Raw genomic sequence first — 15,199 nt, 5'->3', positions numbered from 1 at the left:
TGCTTTTCACGACCGGTTGGGGTTATTCCATCATGCTGCGCATTCTATCCTGTGTTTTCATCCCGGTGCTTCTGCTCGGCGCTGCCTCGGCCCAGACCGCTGCGACCCCGGCCAGCCTCGAGCAATTCCAGGCCTATGACCCCGAATCCACACAGGTTCTCAACTTCGAGGCCTGGTCCGAAATTCTCAATGATATTGTCCTGCGTGTCCCCGCCTCGCGGCGTCAGGTGGCCCGCGGCCGCCCGCAACAGACCGGCACCGCGATCTATCGGGGCAATACCTCACGCTACCGCTATGAGGGCAACCGGGTCATCTATCACCTGATGGATGACGGTTATGAAGAGGCGATACGCGAGTTCCGCATTGCCATGGAAGACCTGCCCAACCGGGTCGATTTCGGCAGCCTGAACAGTGACCAGCAGCTGGCCTACTGGTTCAATCTCTACAATGCCGCCGTCATCGAACAGGTGATCGGGCGATACCCGGAAAGCCGCATCAACCGCACCCGCGCCATCGGCACCAACCAGTCTCTGTTCGAAGCGAAAATCCTCAACGTCGCCGGCGTCCCGCTGAGCCTTGACGATATCCGCCTGCGCATCGTCTACCCGCAATGGGACGATCCGCGCGTGATCTACGGCTTTCACAATGGTTCGATCGGTGGACCGAATATTCGCCGGGAAGCTTTCCGCGGCACCCAGGTCTGGCGTCAGCTCGACAGCAATGCGACGGATTTCGTCAATTCACTGCGCGGCGTTGAACTGAGCGACACTGAATTGCGCGTCTCCCAGATCTACGGCGAAGCGCGTCCGCTCTTCCCCGATTTCGAGACCGATCTCCGCGCCCACCTGACCCGGTTCGCCAATGACAACACCGCCCGTCAGCTGGAGGGCAATCGCCCGGTCGCGACCGATGTCGTTGAGTGGCATATTGCGGACATGACCAATGGCGTCACCGGCTGTACCGGCAGCGGCAGCCCGGTCGAAGTCAGCGGCACCTCCAATCCCAATGTCGTCAATCTCGCATCGATGAATTGCAACATCCTGCCGCAGACCGGTCTGGTGCTGTTGCAATACGTGTTCGAGCAGCGCCTGCGTCTGATCCGGGAAAATGCACTTGGCACGGTCGACACGATCGATATCGAGACGCCCAGCGAACAGCCGGTCATCAACATGACACCCAGCTTCGGTGGCGCTCGCGAAGAGACGCCGGAAGGCTGAGCACCGGGGGCGTTGACGCGCCCCCGATTTGCCCGGGGAGCAGGTTGAGCTTTCACCCGGCGCGGTCCTGCCTGTAGAGTGCGGCAATGATGGACCGCCGGGAGGATGCCGCGCATGGACTGGGACAAGTTGAAGACCTTTCATGCGGCCGCGCAGGCCGGCTCGCTGACCAAGGCGGCGGAGATGCTCGGCCTGTCGCAGTCAGCGGTCAGCCGGCAGATTGCGGCGCTTGAGGATGATCTGGGTGCCGCCCTGTTCCACCGCCATGCGCGTGGTCTGATCCGGACCGAGCCGGGCAATCTCCTGTTCGAGGCCGCCAAGGAAATCGCCGCCAAGGCCGCGATCGCCGAAGCGCGTGTGCAGGATGCGCGCGACGAACCCTGCGGCGAGCTGAAAGTGACAGCGCCGATGGCGCTCGGAGCGATCTGGCTGGCCCCGCGCCTGGCCGGTTTTCATGATCAATACCCGCAAATCCGCATTCGCCTGATGCTCGACGATCATGAACTGGATCTGGCCGGTCTCGAGGCCGAGGTCGGCATCCGCCCCTGGCCCTCGACCCAGAATGATCTGGTCCAGCGCAAACTGCTCAGCGTGGACCAGCATCTCTATGCCAGCGCGGCCTACCTCGAGAAGCATCCGGCACCCGTCACCGCCGCCGATCTGGATGGGCACTCGATCATCCATTACGGACCGCCGCAGCTGGCGCCCATCCCGGGGCTGGACTGGGCCGCCCGGGTCGGCCGGGCCGAAGGGCAGCCGCCGCGCCCTGCCGTGGTCGAGGTCAATACGATTCATGGTGTGATGAAGTCGATCGAGGCCGGCATGGGTATCGGTGCCCTGCCGGACTATGTCGCGCGGGAGAATAGCGGGCTGCACCAGGTTCTGCCGGATCTGCGCGGTCCGAATTTCGAGGTCTATTTCGTCTATCCCAGCGAATTGCGCGGATCGCGGCGCATCGTCGCCTTCCGCGACTTCCTGATCGAACAGGCGCGCCGCTGGGAAAGCTGAGTCGGCGCCGGCCTCAGACCCACAGCACGTCGGGCGGACCACTTCTTTGCGTGTTTCCGGAAGGGCCGGGTTGAGGGTGGATTTGCCGGCACGGTTTGATGGCTCGCCCAGCCATCAAGCTTCTGCATGGATCATCCAGAGTGACGCTTCATTTCTGCATGACCAATATGCCGGATCGCGTCTGGTGCTGCGGTGCAACATGGCTCATATAGCTCTCACAGACGCGGTGGCGACACCGCCTCCTTCCCTCCAATGGGATTCGCATACCCCTCCTCCCCGTGAGGTATGCAAATTGCGCCGGACCCTCCCCTCCCCCCGGGTCCGGCGCCCTCATTTTGGCTTACCCGAGCCCAGACACGAAACTGCCCCGGCCTGTTGGCCGGGGCATCTTTGTATTCAGGCGCGATTGCCGGGTCAGATCAGCCCAGGGTGGAGCGCAGCATCCAGGCGTATTTTTCGTGCGTCGTCAGGCGCGGGCTGAGCACGTCGGCCGTGGCGTCATCGCCATGCTCGGCGGCCAGTTCCAGGGCCTTGCGGATCGTGGCGACAACCGCCTCGTGACCGCGCAGAAGATCGGCAATCATCACATCGGCCTTCTGGGCCTTGCCCTCGGAATTCACCGTCGCGGCGGCAGCCATGGCGGCGTAGGAGGCCGGTGCCTTGAAATCGAGCGCGCGGACACGCTCGGCAATATCGTCGGTCGCCAGCCACAGCTCGTTATACTGCTGTTCGAACAGGAGATGCAGGTCGTGGAAACGCGGGCCGGTGACGTTCCAGTGGTAGACATGCGTCTTGAAATACAGCGCATAAGTATCTGCCAGGACTGCCGTGACGGCGTTGGCCATGGCCGTGCGCTGATCGTCTGTAAGGCCCATATTGATGCTCATGTTCTATCTCCTTTTGTCACCTGCGGCGGGGGCCGCTGTGGTTAAAAACAACATGCCCGACCCCACCACATAATTCCAATCAGGAAACATTGGCGGAGCGATAGATTTTTTCTATTTCGCCGTCAGGGCAGCACAGAAACGCTTGATCCGCACCCCGGCCTCCTTGAGCAGGTCATCGGAGGTCGCGTAGGAAATCCGGAAACCGGGCTCGAGCCCGAAGGCGATGCCCGGCACCACCGCAACGGCCTCGGCATCGAGCAGGGCCGAACAGAAATCATTGTCATTCTCGATCACGGTTCCGTTCGGTGCCGTCTTGCCGATCACACCGGCACAATCGGCGAACACATAGAACGCCCCTTCCGGTGTCGGCGCGACCAGTCCCTCGCACTGATTGACCCAGTCGAGCACGAGATCACGGCGCCGTAGGAAAGCGGCATTGCGCGCGTCCAGGAAACTGTGATCGCCATTGAGCGCGGCTACCGCCGCCCACTGGCTGATCGAGCATGGATTGGAGGTGGTCTGCGAGATCACCTTGCGCATGCCATTGATCAGCTCGACGGGGCCGGCGGCATAGCCAATCCGCCAGCCGGTCATCGAATAGGCCTTGGAGACGCCATTCATCGTCAGGGTGCGATCATAGAGCCGCGGCTCGACCTCGGCGATGGTGGCGAATTTATAGTCGCCATAGACGATGTGCTCATACATGTCGTCGGTCATGATCCAGACCTGGGGATGCTTGAGCAGGACATCGGCCAGCGCGCGCAAATCCTCGGCGCTATAGCCCATCCCGGTCGGATTGGACGGCGAGTTGAGGATCAGCCAGCGCGTCTTCGGCGTGATCGCGGCGGCCAGTTCATCGGCGGTGATCTTGAAGCCATTGCCAATATCCGTCTTGACGCACACCGCCTCGCCACCGAGCAGCCGTACGACTTCCGGATAGGTCACCCAATAGGGCGCCGGGATGATGACTTCATCGCCGGGATTGAGGCTGGCGGCGAAGGCGTTGAAGATCACCGGCTTGCCGCCCGGCGCGACATGCACCTGGGCTGCGGTGTATTCGAGCGAATTGTCGCGGCGGAATTTCTTGATGATCGCCGTCTTCAGTTCTGCGATCCCGTCCACGGCGGTGTATTTGGTTTCGCCGCGGCGGATCGCGTCGATGGCCGCTTCCTTGATATGATCGGGGGTATCGAAATCCGGCTCGCCGGCGCCGAGCGAAATGACGTCAATCCCCTTCGCCTTCAGATCGCGCGCCTTCTGGGTCACGGCCAGGGTCGCAGACGGTTTCACGCGCTTCAGCGCGTCGGAGGGCTCGAATGTCATCGGGGATGTCCTGAATCGAATGATTGACGTTGCGCAAGCCTAATCCCGCTCTGTGCACGCGCCAATCCCCGCATCAGCGACAAATGCGCAAACCCCGTATTTGCCGCAAAGACGTGCAGGAAAATATTGCGATGCAACATCCGGTGGCACGCCCAGACATCGCCCCAATTTTCCCCGCAATGGCCGCAAACCCGCCCCGCGACGCGCCCAATCGCGGCCCAGCCTGACTGTGGACAGGGAGACCGGTCGCCCGTTCGAGCACGCTCATCGGGTGGCCGGTCAAAAACAGGGACAGGGGAAGACACATGGCATCCGGACACTCACACAGACCCGCTGGCGGACAGGCCTGGCTGGGGCTGATCACCGCAATCGCCGTTTTTGGCGCCAGCCTCTTCTTCTGGTCGGAGGCGCACGCCGATGCGGCGCCAGCTGAATCGCAACTCACATCTGCAGAATTCGCCCAGGCCGGCATGGTCCGCCTCAGCGAGATCAATGAGGGCGCGCTCCTGCTCAAGACCGTGGACGGCGGGCTCTACGTCCCGGCACCGCTGGTGGCGACCGATATCCGCCTCGACATCGCCGGCCCCATCGTGCGCGCCATCATCACCCAGCGCTTCGAGAACCCGTCCGACGCCTGGGTTGAAGCGACCTATGTCTTCCCGATGCCCGCCGATAGCGGTGTCGACCGGTTGCGGATGCAGATTGGTGACCGCTTCATCGAAGGAGAAATCCATGAACGCGAACAGGCGCGCCAGATTTATGAGGCCGCGCGCGCCAATGGCCAGCGGGCCAGCCTGGTTGAACAGGAAAGGCCCAATATGTTCACCACTTCGGTGGCGAATATCGGCCCCGGCGACACCATTATCGTCCAGATTGAATACCAGGATGTCGCGCGTCTGAATGACGGCACATTCGAACTTCGCGTGCCGCTGGCAATCACGCCGCGTTATATCCCGCAGCCGGAAGGCTTCGTCTTCGCCGCGGATGGTGGTGAGGATCTGGCGGCGCTTGCCGACGCCATGCGGATCACACCGCCCTTGATGCACCCATCTGCCGAACCTGGCGCCTATTTGCGCCTGCCCGTCAGCATCCGCGCCGACCTCCAGCCGGGCTTCGCGCTCGGACAGGTCGCCAGCCAGTATCACGCCACCCTGGTCGACCGGTCGCAGCCTGGCCACGCCATCATCTCGCTGGCCGATGGCCCCATCCCCGCCAATCGCGATTTCGTGCTCACCTGGCGCCCCGCCGACGAAACCGCCCCCAGCGCGGCACTCTTCACCGAAGCGGTCGACGGGCAAACCTATCTCCTCGCCCAGATCCTGCCGCCCGCGACGCTCGGCGCCGACACGCCGCGCCGGCCGCGGGAAACGATTTTCGTGATCGATAATTCCGGCTCGATGGCCGGCGCCTCCATGCGCCAGGCCCGCGAGGCCCTCGTCGCCGCCCTCAGCCGGCTCGAGCCCGGCGATCGCTTCAACCTGATCCGCTTTGACAACACGATGGAGCGCGTCTTTCCCGCCGCCGTCGATGCCACGCCAGCCAATATCGCCCGGGCCCGGCGCTTTGCCTCAAGGCTGGAAGCCGAAGGCGGCACCGTGATGCTGCCGGCGCTGAGGGCTGCTCTCGTCGACAACACGCCGCAAGACACAGCCCGCGTCCGCCAGGTGGTCTTCCTCACCGACGGTGCCATTGGCAATGAGGCCGAACTCTTCACCGCCATCGATCAAGGGCTGGGCCGGTCGCGCCTCTTCCCTGTCGGGATTGGCGCCGCACCGAATACCTATTTCATGAGCCGCGCGGCGCGGCTGGGCCGCGGCACCTTCACCCATATCGGTGATGTCAATGAAGTCGCTGGCGCCATGGATGCCCTGTTCACGGCTCTGGAACGCCCGGTGATGACCGATCTCGACGCGCTTTTCCCGGCCGGGGCCCTGAGCGAGATCTGGCCGGCTCCCCTGCCCGATCTCTATTATGGCGAACCGGTCCTGCTGACCGCACGCCTCGCCGGCCCCGACGGCGTGATGCGGCTCGAAGGCGCGCTCGCCGGATCGACCTGGCAGCAGGACATCGCCCTGGCTGAAGCCCGGCCCGCCAGAGGTGTCGCCACGCTCTGGGCCCGCAACCGCATCCGGGCGCTGGAGGAAATGCGCTTCCAGGGCGCCACGCCGACCGCCATCGACGCCTCAGTGCTGGAGACCGCTCTCGACTTCCACCTCGTCACCCGGCTGACCAGCCTCGTCGCCGTCGATGCGACCCCGGCACGCCCGGTTGGCGATCAACTCGTCCAGCGCGATGTGCCACTGATGGTGCCGCATGGCTGGGATTTCGAGGCCGTCATGGATGATCGCATCGGGCCGGTGCAGCACGCCGGACTTGATCCGTCGATGCTGTCCCGGCTGCGGCCGGGCCAGGCCCCCGATGCCGTGCCGCTCGACGCCGATGGTGTCCCGCTGCCCGCCACCGCAACGCCACGTGAGCTTCTGATGGGGCTCGGCGGCCTGATGATGCTGATCGCCCTGGTCTGGCTCATCACCAATCGCGAGCGGCGTCTGTGGTGAACCGCTCCACCCTCATCGCGGCACTGATGCTCATCACCGGTGCCGCGATCTTCGGTCAGGGCCTCGTCCTGACCGCGAAAGCGGAGCTCGCACAAGTCCTGCTCGCAAGGGCCTGGACGCGTGCGATCGACGGAGAGGTCGCGGCGACACCATGGCCCTGGGCCGATACCTGGCCCGTGGCCCGGCTCTCCGTCCCTGCCCTCGGGCAACACGCCATCGTCCTCGCCGAAGCCGGCGGCGAAGCCCTCGCCTTCGGTCCCGCCCTGCTGAATGTCTCCGCCGCCCCCGGCGAACCGGGCACCGCCATCATCGCCGCCCATCGCGACACGCATTTCGAATTTCTCAAGGACCTGACCGCCGGCGATACCGTGATGCTGGAAACCGCGTCGGGCCACCGGATCGAGTACCGCGTCACCCATACCCAGATCGTCGACGCGACCCGGTCCGGCATTGAGCCGCAGACAGGCCCATCCAGGCTGGCGCTGGTGACATGCTGGCCGTTCGGGGCGCTGGTCCCCGGGCCGGAACGCTATGTGGTCTGGGCGGAGAAACAGGGGCAGGCCTGATCCAGGCGCCGCCAGAGCGATGGGCCATGATTGACGCGCCGTGGGCACGGACCCCATCGGGGATGCGCTGACGGGAATGATCGACATGGCGCAAGGCCCATCCCGCGCAGGGCACGCACCGGCGATTGCCGGCTGATCTTCGACCTCCCCTTTATCGCCGACCGTCCGATCTCATTGCGGCTCAATCCCGGCGATGATGGCAATAACCGCTTCCCGGCATGGTCCTGTCGCATCCCGCATACCGTTTGACGATGGAATTCATGCCGGTTCTGGAATTGTTGGCGGTCATCGACCTGACCTTCAGCCGCGCCCCAGCAAGGCCTCGATCTTCGTGATCAGCGTCTCGCGCGCCCTGGCCGACAGAAACGTCTTGGGCAGACGCATCAGGCGCGTCGCATGCGGGCTCTGGCGGCGCACCGTATCGCGGTCCGGGCCGGCACCGAGATAGGCCGCAATGTCCGCCATCATCGCCCGGTCGAAGGCCCAAAGCGTCTCGCCGCGATACTCCAGCTGGTAGAAGGCCTCGCGCGGCCAGTCGACCTCATGCGTCCGGTTGAGGCCGCAACCCAGACAGCTGAGCCGACCGGCCCAGGACTGTTTCGTTCCGGCCTTGCCGTCGGCGAGCAGGACCGGCAGCGGCTGATCGCCATACAGGCTCTCGAACCGGGCCCCGGCGCCGCATTTCGGACAGGCCAGGACCAGTTTCGGGGCAATGCCCTTATTGTAATAACGTTCCGTCATGGCGGGTCCGAGACTGGGTTCCGGTATCATGGGCGCATGCAACCTGCTGTGCCAGGGGCCGCACGGTCGGCGCACAGAGTATAACGCCCCTCTGCGCGCACAAAGTGCGCGTGCAGGTTTACCGGATTGTCATGTTGTCAGGCTGGCGTCTGCGCGCTCCGTCGGCTAGCGATAGAGCCACGGCGGGGGCTGTTGGGAGTTTTGTTTGGGCCAGGCCGCCGTCCGACCCGCATTTGTGCGCACGCGCCGTGTCCTCGCCTGGGCGCTGGCCGTGCTGGCCAATGGGGTTTTGCTCGCAATCATCCTGTTGCTGCCACAGGCACCGATTGCGACCCCGCCCCTCAACGTCATCGATCTGCAGCTGGTCGCCGAGATCGCGCCTGAACCGGAGCCTGAACCGGAGCCGGAACCGGAAATCGAACCGCAGGAGGTTTCGCCCGACCTTGTCCCCGTACCGCCATCAGACCCCGAGGACGCCAACGATCCGCAAAGCCGCGAGGCAATAGCGGACCAACAGCAGGCCAATGCGAGGCCAACCGATGATGAAAGCCTGGTCAATAGCAGCGTTATAGCCGACGAGCCGACCGCGCTTGCCGACTACGCAATCGGGGCGCTCCCCGAGAGTGCGGCCCTGACCGGAACGCCCTTCGTCATCCGCGAAATCTTCTGCCTCACCTCATCAGAGGCCACCCGCGAAGCCGGTCATTGCCCGGATGATCCCCATCCCGACGGGCTGTCCATGCTGCGCTATGCCAGCGATGCCAATCTGGAGGCCGGACAGCGCGCCGCGATCGGTCGCGATATGAGTCCGGAGCAAATTCGTGCTTTATTTGAAGGGGATGGCCTGCCGCTTGCTGATCTGTCCGGTCAGCCAACCCTCGCAGATACCCGCCAGAGCCCGACCTCATCCGCCGATCAGATGCGCGACAGCCTGCCGCCGCGCCACCCCGATCCGGCGTTTCGAGATTGACGATCCGCGGCAAGCCGGTTTCTTCTGCCGCCCATGAACTTCCTGTCCGACACCACCGCCCCCGCCCATCCCCGACTGATCGAAGCCATCGCCGCCGCCAATACCGGCTTCGAGTCCAGCTATGGCCATGACGCGATTTCCGCCCGGGTCGAGACCCGGCTGCGCGAGATATTCGAGTGCGATCTCAAGGTCTTGTTCGCGGTTTCCGGAACCGCCTCGAACGCTCTGGCGCTGTCCGTCCTGTGCCCGCCCGATGGTGCCATCCTGTGTCATGACGAGGCCCATATCCATCGCGACGAGCGCGGTGCACCGGAATTCTTCACCGGCGGTGCCAAGCTCATCCCGCTGACCGGGGCGCATGCCAAGATCGACCTGTCCGCGCTCGACCGGGCCCTGGCAGAAATCCCCGAAGGCTTTGTCCACACCAGCCCGGTGCGCGTGCTCTCACTGTCCAATCTGACTGAAAGCGGCACCGCCTACTCGGTCTCTGAAGTCACCGAACGCACAGGGCGGCTCAGGCAACGCCCGGCCCTGGTCCACATGGACGGAGCCCGCTTTGCCAACGCGCTGGTTTCGCTGGGCTGCACACCGGCGGAACTGACCTGGAAGGCCGGCGTCGATGCCTTGTGCTTCGGCGCGACCAAGAACGGGGCGCTCGGGGCCGAGGCGGTCGTGCTCTTCCCGTCCGTGCTCGACCGGTTCGAAGCCCTGCAGGGGCGGCAGAAACGTGGGGGTCATATGGCGCCAAAAATGCGCTTCATGGCCGCACAGTTCGAAGCCTGGCTGGACGATGATCTCTGGCTGGACCTGGCGCGGGCTGCCAATGCCCGTGCCGGCGAGCTCGCCGCCGGACTGGCCGCCCTCCCGCGCGTCGAGATTCTGCATTCGGTTGATGGCAATGAGGTTTTCGCCCGCATTCCGGAACCCCTCGCAGACCGTATGCGCGCCGCTGGTGCCCGCTTCTACCAATGGCCCGACGGCTCTGCCCGCTTCGTCACCAGCTGGTGCACCCTGGCCGATGAGATCCGGGGCCTGATCGCCGCCGCGAATCGATTCTCGCCTTGAGATTGCGGAACAAAAGGTGTACACCTTGTGTCTCAATCGACAGGAGGGAGCCATGGCACAAGGTCGTGGAGTATTGTTTCATCTCAGTTCGGTGGGCTTTGATCCTTTCGGCCGCGTCTTCATTGCTGACCGCGACGCGTCCATCGCACTTGGGGAAATGCTGAGTCAGGCGGACGCGATCAGCTGCCGGTCCGGCTGCGGTGCGCCGCTAAGCTGCGACACCGCCCTGATCACCCGGGAGGAATTGGTCAGGGTCGGACCGGAACTACTGGTCAATAACGCAGACTTCGCCTCGATCATCCGCAAGCGCAAGGCCGTCGGTGCCGAAGAAGTTGTGATCGTCTTCAATATTTACAGGGAGATGGCCAGCAGCGAGCGGGCCTCACCTTAGGGACCGGGCTCAGGAGGCCTCGGCCTCTTCATCATCGGTGGAACGGCGCCAGGGACCGGCAAAGCGCGGATCCTGCCGGCGGCGGCGGTCGGGGCCGAAATAGGTCGACGCCTTCACGAAGCGGCGCGGCCGTTCGATCAGTGCCGAGATGCGGCGGAACAGGTCAACCGGACGAACCGGCTTGGCGAGGTATTCATTGACGCCGGCATTGATCGCCTCGATGACCTTGGAACGGTCGGTGTGACCGGTGACCATGATAATCGGCAGATACTTGTTGGCACTATCGGATGCGGTGCGGACCAGGCGCGTGAATTCCAGGCCGTTCAGATCGCCCAGCATGTAATCGACCAGCGCAAAATCCGGATTGACGTCGCGCATGGTTTCAAACGCATCGGCGGCGTCGCGCACCTCGATAATCGTGCGGACACCAAACCCTTGCAGGATGGTGCGCAGGATCGTCGACATGTGCGCATTGTCCTCAACGATCAGGACACGGATGCGGTCGAAACTGCCGGACATGGGGTCTCACTGAGCAGTGGTGAATCTCTGGACGGTTCGAGTCTGCCCGTTTGACCTTAACCAAGTCTTGCCCCGGCATGCGCCAGTTTGGCTTGAGCGCCAGTTTGTGCAGTGCGGCACCAGTTTCCAGTGGGTTAGCGGAGCCGCACCCTGCCGCTGCCCTTCACGCTTCGCGCGCGCCAGGCCACCGGCTCACTTTCGCGCGCCCATTATGCTAACATCGCCCGGCCAGCCGCCGACACGGCAAATGAGGAAAAGGACGTGGCCATGAATATGGCAGAAAAGTCAGTCCGCAGCCTGATCTTTCGGGCCCGAGCCTATGACAGCAAGGAACAAATCGACGATTTTCAATCGGACCCGGACAGTTCCGAAGTTGATTTTGTCGAATCGATGCTGACCGGAGATCGTGACCCCATCCGCGACGAGATCAAGAACTGGATCGATTGCCTTGATGAGGAGAGCCAGGTCGAACTGGTGGCCCTGTACTGGATCGGCCGGGGCGATTTCGATGGCAGCGAATTCATCGCTGCGGTCAGGGAAGCCCTGGCGCGCCGCAGCTCACCAACCGCCGAATACCTGCTCGGAGCGCCCATGCTGGGCGATTATCTGGAAACGGGTCTGGACGCCGTGATCGAGGCCGGGGTGTTCGACGACGCATGATACCGGCGCGCCGGGACAGGCGAGTCTAGATCCACTGCACTTCAGTCTTTGGACCTTGTCCGGCCGCCCGGACGATATCGCTTTTTCGACTGGACAGGACTTCCAGGATGCGCCGCCCCAGCTTGTCCGGCATGACCGGCTTCACCAGAAAGCCATCGGCGCCGGCGCGGATGGATTGCTCGACAACCGCCGCCTCGGAATGACCGGTCAACATGATGGTCGGAACGGACTGGTTGGGCGAGGCGGAATTGGCACGCAATTCCTGCATCAGCTTGATGCCGGTTCCATCGAGGAGTTCATAATCGAGCAGCATCAAATCAATCTGTTGCCGGTTAAGGTGCTGCCAGGCGCCTTCGACACCATCTGCCTCAATCAGGTCATGGCAACCGAGACTGCCAAGCAAGCGTGCGATCAGGCGTCGGGTCGCGGCAACGTCCTCGACAATCAGGATGCGAACTCCTAGCAGAATTTGATTTGGCATTGCGAACCTCGGCGTGCTGGTGCCTTTCAGTAGCCTGAAAGAACTGAATTACTGATTAAGCGGTACGGGATAGCGGCGAGAGCGCGCGCAAGGCACCGGCCTGCGCGATCTGGTGAATGTGCGCCGCCAATGTCGTTGCATTGACCGGCTTGGGCAGGATGGCGTCGATCCCGGCGGCCTCGGCACCGCGCGAGACGTGCGGCAAGTTCGGCGGCGCCAGCAGGATGATCGGCAGGTCCGGCCGCGGACTGCAACGCGCATCCCGGAAGCGCCGGACCGCCTCCAGCCCGCTGGTCAGGCCGAGATCATAATCGACCAGCGCCAGATCAGGCCGGCACAGGCGCGCGGTGACGAGGGCCTCATCGGCGTCGCGGCTTTCATAAATCCGTGTCACGCCCAGCCCCCGCAACAGGGTTGTGAGCACCTGCCGGATCGAGCGGCTGTCATCGAGCAGCAGAATATTAAGGCCGGACAGGTCAAACGCAGACATCGGGATCTCCAGAACAGAACCCGCAGACTAGCGCCTGCGGCTTAATATCCGCCTACCCGTGGTTAATTCGATATGAGCGCCTCCTGACAGCCTGACGTCAGCATCGCACCCGGCCCCTCTGGTCGCGGCGGCCTGGCGTGCGTATATCTCGGCCATGGTCAAACTTACCCTCGACGACAGCCTCGCCGCACCGGAAGACTTCGTGCTCGACACCGTGCCGGCGATCGCGCCGGCGCATCCGATCGAGAATTGGGAACCGCACCGGCCCGACCGGCCGGCAAAATCGGAAGGCGGTCAACGCTTTCGCTGTGTCGCCGAGTTCGAACCCACCGGCGATCAACCCCAGGCCATCGCCGAACTCGTCGAGGCGATCAATGGCGGCGAACGCGACCAGGTCCTGCTCGGCGCCACCGGCACCGGCAAGACCTTCACCATGGCCAAGGTGATCGAGGCGGTGCAGCGCCCGGCCCTGATCCTCGCCCCCAACAAGACCCTGGCAGCCCAGTTGTATGGCGAGTTCAAATCATTTTTTCCTGATAATGCGGTCGAGTATTTTGTCTCATACTACGACTACTACATGCCCGAAGCCTATGTCGCGCGGACCGATACCTATATCGAGAAGGAGAGCTCGATCAATGAGGCCATCGACCGGATGCGCCATGCCGCGACGCGCTCCATCCTCGAACGCGATGATGTGATCATTATCGCCTCGGTCTCCTGCATTTACGGCATCGGCTCGGTCGAAACCTATACCGCGATGACCTTCGAGCTGAAGCCCGGTGACACCGCCGATCCGCGTGCGGTGATGCGCCAACTGGTCGATCTGCAATATATCCGAAACGACGCCGCTTTCGGCCGCGGCACTTTCCGCGTGCGCGGGGATAGTCTCGAGGTTTTCCCGGCCCACTATGATGACCGCGCCTGGCGCCTCTCCTTCTTCGGCGACGAGCTGGAGACGGTGACCGAGTTCGACCCGCTGACCGGCCGCGCCATCACCGATCTGAAGAGCGTCAAATTCTACGCCAATTCCCACTATGTGACCCCGAAACCGACCCTCAACCAGGCGATCCAGTCGATCAAGGACGAGCTCAAGACCCGCCTCGCCTGGATGGAGAGCGAAGGCCAGCTGCTCGAGGCCCAGCGCCTGTCCCAGCGCACAGAATTCGATCTGGAAATGCTGCAGGCGACCGGTTCCTGCGCCGGCATCGAGAATTACTCCCGCTATCTCACCGGCCGCAAACCGGGCGAGCCGCCGCCGACCATGTTCGAATACATCCCGGAAAACGCCATCGTCTTCGCCGATGAAAGCCATGTCTCCATCCCCCAGCTCGGGGCGATGTTCAAAGGCGATTTCTCGCGCAAGAAGACGCTGGCCGATCACGGCTTCCGCCTGCCCTCCTGCCTCGATAACCGCCCGCTCAAATTCGAGGAATGGGATGCCATGCGCCCCCAGACCATCAGCGTCTCGGCGACGCCGGGCAATTGGGAACTCAACCAGACCGGCGGCGTCTTCGTCGAACAGGTCATCCGCCCGACCGGCCTGATCGACCCGCCGGTCGAGATCCGCCCGGTCTCGCTTGATGGTGCCAGCCAGGTCGATGATGTCATCGACGAGGCCCGAAAGACCGCCGAAGCCGGCATGCGCACCCTCGTCACCGTCCTCACCAAACGCATGGCCGAGGATCTGACCGAATACATGCATGAGCAGGGCCTCAAGGTCCGCTATATGCATTCCGACGTCGACACGGTGGAGCGGATCGAACTGATCCGCGATCTGCGCCTGGGCACTTATGACGTGCTGGTCGGCATCAACCTGCTCCGCGAAGGCCTCGACATCCCCGAATGCGGCCTCGTCGCCATTCTCGACGCCGACAAGGAAGGCTTCCTGCGCTCGGAAACCAGCCTGATCCAGACCATCGGCCGCGCCGCGAGAAACAGCGAATCCAAAGTCATCCTCTATGCCGACCGCCGCACCGGCTCGATGGACCGCGCCATCGGCGAAACCGACCGCCGCCGCGCCAAACAGGTCGCCTATAACGAAGAACACAACATCACCCCGCTCACCATCAAACGCGGCGTCTCCGACATTCTCGAACAAGTCATGGAAAAACAGGCCAAAGCCCGCAGCCCCGGCGCCTGGCGCGGCGGCAAGGGCTCCGGCAAGCCCAAGGGCATGCGCGACCAGGACCAGGCCGGCTATGGCGGCAATGTCATCGCGGTCATTGCGGATCTGGAGAAGCGGATGCGCGAAGCGGCGGCGGATCTGGAGTTTGAGGAGGCGGCGAGGTTAAGGGATGAGATTAAGAAGCTGGAGGGTTAGGTG

At 63.5% G+C, this 15,199-nt stretch carries 15 protein-coding genes; 9 read left to right on the top strand and 6 right to left on the bottom strand.

Annotation, left to right across the window (positions count from 1 at the left end; all coding sequences use genetic code 11):
- Window positions 1-32: 32 nt before the first annotated feature.
- Together BLT42_RS07660 and BLT42_RS07655 are read left to right on the top strand one after the other, a co-directional pair.
- Window positions 33-1,217: a DUF547 domain-containing protein gene (locus BLT42_RS07660; protein ID WP_091769312.1), complete on the top strand. Its 1,185-nt coding sequence runs from the start codon at window positions 33-35 to the stop codon at window positions 1,215-1,217.
- Between the two features lie 114 nt (window positions 1,218-1,331).
- Window positions 1,332-2,225, top strand: a complete 894-nt coding sequence (locus tag BLT42_RS07655; RefSeq protein ID WP_091769398.1) for a LysR family transcriptional regulator — start codon at window positions 1,332-1,334, stop codon at window positions 2,223-2,225.
- A 419-nt stretch (window positions 2,226-2,644) separates the two neighbouring features.
- On the opposite strand, the gene BLT42_RS07650 is transcribed toward BLT42_RS07655, so the two are convergent.
- The gene (locus BLT42_RS07650; RefSeq protein WP_143024082.1) at window positions 2,645-3,112 is read right to left on the bottom strand and encodes a Dps family protein; all 468 of its coding nucleotides are present in this window, start codon (window positions 3,110-3,112) and stop codon (window positions 2,645-2,647) included.
- 111 nt (window positions 3,113-3,223) lie between these two features.
- Entirely contained in the window at window positions 3,224-4,435 is a 1,212-nt protein-coding gene (locus BLT42_RS07645) for a pyridoxal phosphate-dependent aminotransferase (protein WP_091769309.1), read from the bottom strand.
- Between the two features lie 305 nt (window positions 4,436-4,740).
- Between BLT42_RS07645 and BLT42_RS07640 the strand changes: the two genes are divergently transcribed.
- Complete coding sequence (locus BLT42_RS07640) at window positions 4,741-6,993, top strand: marine proteobacterial sortase target protein (RefSeq protein WP_091769306.1); 2,253 nt, start codon at window positions 4,741-4,743, stop codon at window positions 6,991-6,993.
- Entirely contained in the window at window positions 6,990-7,559 is a 570-nt protein-coding gene (locus tag BLT42_RS07635) for a class GN sortase (protein ID WP_143024081.1), read from the top strand. The genes BLT42_RS07640 and BLT42_RS07635 overlap by 4 nt, the downstream gene beginning before the upstream one ends.
- A gap of 300 nt (window positions 7,560-7,859) precedes the next feature.
- On the opposite strand, the gene BLT42_RS07630 is transcribed toward BLT42_RS07635, so the two are convergent.
- Entirely contained in the window at window positions 7,860-8,300 is a 441-nt protein-coding gene (locus BLT42_RS07630) for a hypothetical protein (RefSeq protein WP_091769301.1), read from the bottom strand.
- Between the two features lie 205 nt (window positions 8,301-8,505).
- On the opposite strand from BLT42_RS07630, the gene BLT42_RS07625 reads away from it, so the two are divergent.
- Genes BLT42_RS07625 through BLT42_RS07615 form a run of 3 tightly spaced genes read left to right on the top strand, consistent with a single transcriptional unit; the run spans window position 8,506 to window position 10,726 of the window.
- Complete coding sequence (locus BLT42_RS07625; protein WP_091769298.1) at window positions 8,506-9,270, top strand: hypothetical protein; 765 nt, start codon at window positions 8,506-8,508, stop codon at window positions 9,268-9,270.
- A 33-nt stretch (window positions 9,271-9,303) separates the two neighbouring features.
- On the top strand, window positions 9,304-10,335 hold the full coding sequence (locus tag BLT42_RS07620) for a threonine aldolase family protein (RefSeq protein WP_091769294.1): 1,032 nt from the start codon (window positions 9,304-9,306) through the stop codon (window positions 10,333-10,335).
- 52 nt (window positions 10,336-10,387) lie between these two features.
- Window positions 10,388-10,726 carry a hypothetical protein gene (locus BLT42_RS07615; RefSeq protein ID WP_143024080.1) on the top strand — a complete coding sequence of 113 codons (339 nt, stop codon included), beginning with the start codon at window positions 10,388-10,390 and terminating at the stop codon, window positions 10,724-10,726.
- A gap of 9 nt (window positions 10,727-10,735) precedes the next feature.
- Here BLT42_RS07615 and BLT42_RS07610 read toward each other — a convergent pair whose 3' ends face one another.
- Window positions 10,736-11,245 carry a response regulator gene (locus tag BLT42_RS07610; protein ID WP_091769288.1) on the bottom strand — a complete coding sequence of 170 codons (510 nt, stop codon included), beginning with the start codon at window positions 11,243-11,245 and terminating at the stop codon, window positions 10,736-10,738.
- Window positions 11,246-11,512: 267 nt separating this feature from the next.
- On the opposite strand from BLT42_RS07610, the gene BLT42_RS07605 reads away from it, so the two are divergent.
- Complete coding sequence (locus tag BLT42_RS07605; protein WP_091769286.1) at window positions 11,513-11,905, top strand: DUF3775 domain-containing protein; 393 nt, start codon at window positions 11,513-11,515, stop codon at window positions 11,903-11,905.
- Window positions 11,906-11,930: 25 nt separating this feature from the next.
- Here BLT42_RS07605 and BLT42_RS07600 read toward each other — a convergent pair whose 3' ends face one another.
- Both BLT42_RS07600 and BLT42_RS07595 read right to left on the bottom strand, forming a co-directional pair.
- Window positions 11,931-12,386 carry a response regulator gene (locus BLT42_RS07600; RefSeq protein ID WP_091769283.1) on the bottom strand — a complete coding sequence of 152 codons (456 nt, stop codon included), beginning with the start codon at window positions 12,384-12,386 and terminating at the stop codon, window positions 11,931-11,933.
- Window positions 12,387-12,441: 55 nt separating this feature from the next.
- Entirely contained in the window at window positions 12,442-12,876 is a 435-nt protein-coding gene (locus tag BLT42_RS07595) for a response regulator (RefSeq protein WP_091769281.1), read from the bottom strand.
- Window positions 12,877-13,030: 154 nt separating this feature from the next.
- Here BLT42_RS07595 and uvrB point away from each other — a divergent pair, with 154 nt between their 5' ends.
- Window positions 13,031-15,196, top strand: a complete 2,166-nt coding sequence (gene uvrB / locus BLT42_RS07590; protein WP_091769278.1) for an excinuclease ABC subunit UvrB — start codon at window positions 13,031-13,033, stop codon at window positions 15,194-15,196.
- Window positions 15,197-15,199 lie beyond the last annotated feature (3 nt).

The sequence above is a fragment of the Maricaulis salignorans genome, from assembly GCF_900103475.1.
Lineage (GTDB): Bacteria > Pseudomonadota > Alphaproteobacteria > Caulobacterales > Maricaulaceae > Maricaulis > Maricaulis salignorans.
The sequence above is the reverse complement of the archived record's forward strand: the minus strand, read 5'-3'. Positions and strand labels throughout refer to the sequence as shown.

What these genes read in the sequence shown, in the direction of transcription:
- BLT42_RS07660 (WP_091769312.1), top strand. Translation starts at nt 33, where the DNA reads ATGCTGCGCATTCTATCCTGTGTTTTCATCCCGGTGCTTCTGCTCGGC.
- BLT42_RS07655 (WP_091769398.1), top strand. Translation starts at nt 1,332, where the DNA reads ATGGACTGGGACAAGTTGAAGACCTTTCATGCGGCCGCGCAGGCCGGC.
- BLT42_RS07650 (WP_143024082.1), bottom strand. Translation starts at nt 3,112, where the DNA reads ATGAGCATCAATATGGGCCTTACAGACGATCAGCGCACGGCCATGGCC.
- BLT42_RS07645 (WP_091769309.1), bottom strand. Translation starts at nt 4,435, where the DNA reads ATGACATTCGAGCCCTCCGACGCGCTGAAGCGCGTGAAACCGTCTGCG.
- BLT42_RS07640 (WP_091769306.1), top strand. Translation starts at nt 4,741, where the DNA reads ATGGCATCCGGACACTCACACAGACCCGCTGGCGGACAGGCCTGGCTG.
- BLT42_RS07630 (WP_091769301.1), bottom strand. Translation starts at nt 8,300, where the DNA reads ATGACGGAACGTTATTACAATAAGGGCATTGCCCCGAAACTGGTCCTG.
- BLT42_RS07620 (WP_091769294.1), top strand. Translation starts at nt 9,304, where the DNA reads ATGAACTTCCTGTCCGACACCACCGCCCCCGCCCATCCCCGACTGATC.
- BLT42_RS07615 (WP_143024080.1), top strand. Translation starts at nt 10,388, where the DNA reads ATGGCACAAGGTCGTGGAGTATTGTTTCATCTCAGTTCGGTGGGCTTT.
- BLT42_RS07610 (WP_091769288.1), bottom strand. Translation starts at nt 11,245, where the DNA reads ATGTCCGGCAGTTTCGACCGCATCCGTGTCCTGATCGTTGAGGACAAT.
- BLT42_RS07605 (WP_091769286.1), top strand. Translation starts at nt 11,513, where the DNA reads ATGAATATGGCAGAAAAGTCAGTCCGCAGCCTGATCTTTCGGGCCCGA.
- BLT42_RS07600 (WP_091769283.1), bottom strand. Translation starts at nt 12,386, where the DNA reads ATGCCAAATCAAATTCTGCTAGGAGTTCGCATCCTGATTGTCGAGGAC.
- BLT42_RS07595 (WP_091769281.1), bottom strand. Translation starts at nt 12,876, where the DNA reads ATGTCTGCGTTTGACCTGTCCGGCCTTAATATTCTGCTGCTCGATGAC.
- uvrB (WP_091769278.1), top strand. Translation starts at nt 13,031, where the DNA reads ATGGTCAAACTTACCCTCGACGACAGCCTCGCCGCACCGGAAGACTTC.